The sequence below is a fragment of the Lacticaseibacillus jixiensis genome, assembly GCF_042847315.1.
GTDB lineage: Bacteria > Bacillota > Bacilli > Lactobacillales > Lactobacillaceae > Lacticaseibacillus > Lacticaseibacillus jixiensis.
Genome location: NZ_BAAFPR010000091.1, coordinates 1 through 1,161, shown reverse-complemented (window position 1 = coordinate 1,161; position 1,161 = coordinate 1). Strand labels below are relative to the sequence as shown.

1 protein-coding gene is annotated in these 1,161 nt (G+C 43.8%); it reads left to right on the top strand.

Going from position 1 to position 1,161, the window contains the following annotated elements; genetic code table 11:
• The first annotated feature begins 257 nt into the window (after positions 1 to 257).
• Entirely contained in the window at positions 258 to 1,115 is an 858-nt protein-coding gene (locus ACGG90_RS15600) for an adenine-specific methyltransferase EcoRI family protein (protein WP_390410733.1), read from the top strand.
• The last annotated feature ends 46 nt before the right edge of the window (positions 1,116 to 1,161 follow it).

Sequence of the window (1,161 nt, the reverse complement as noted above, 5' to 3'; positions counted from 1 at the left end):
GACGAAGTCCATCAGTTGGCGACCTGAACTGAATAACTGAATAGGTCGTGCGTCGAGCCGAAAACTGGGTCGGTCTGTTCGTGGTGCATCGATCACCAACTTCTCCGCTCAGTCAGTATTCGCAACGATCCAAACGTTGCTTTCAGACCGGCCAGATGCGATTTCATGTCCCCAATACCGAGGTGAATAATCCAGGACCATAGTTCATTTGTGGTGCATTAGTTGTGATCCGAGTATTTAGGATAGGGGAGTAAGCAATGTCTGATACAAACTCGCTTACACAAGCGAAAGTAAATAAGAAAGACGAGTTTTACACGGAATGGGCCGACATTGAAAAGGAAATGAATGCCTATATAGAGTATGACGCTGACGTTTTTCGTGATAAAACCATATTGTTACCAGCCGACGATCCATTTGAGAGTAATTTCTTCAAGTTTTTCGCAACGCATTTCAATGATTACGGACTCAAGAAGCTGATAGCCACTAGTTATGATCCTAGTCCAATGGTTAACACACAGCTTGAATTGTCTCTGTTTAATGATGATGACTCTTTGGCTGATGGCAAATCTACGAAGATTAGCAAAGCTTATAAAATTGAATTAACAGATGTTTCAGATTTCGATAAAGATGGCCGTGTGAATATTACTGACGTACAGGAGCGCCTTAAATATGAGCGATTAAAGCTTGGTAAAGGTAAGACGTCAGCCATCTTGTCGTATCTTGAAGGCGATCCCGATCCGGATGGTAAAACGACGTTTTCTGCTGGTGATTTTCGAAGCCAGGAAGTTAGTGCGTTGCGTGACGAGGCTGATGTTGTAATTACGAATCCACCATTCTCGCTGTATCGAGCTTTTCTGGATTGGGTTGAGCCAGAAAAACGGATGTTTTCGATAATTGGAAACGTGACCTCGGTTACGCATAAGAATGCGTTTCCGCTTATTATGAATAACGTTATGTGGCTTGGAGAATCAATACATTCTGGAGATCGCGAGTTTCAAGTGCCAAAGTCATATCCATTGGCCGCTGCTGGTTGGTGTCGCGCGGCACGCTATTTCGGCCACCATTCGTCACATTGTTTCGGATTGAAACGCCTTTGTTTCGCCGAGATAATGTGACGTTTTTGATTCTCACATTACTGCTCCCGCAGATTATTCCATCTTC

Coding starts and splice junctions, on each gene's coding strand:
- ACGG90_RS15600 (WP_390410733.1), top strand. CDS start 258: ATGTCTGATACAAACTCGCTTACACAAGCGAAAGTAAATAAGAAAGAC.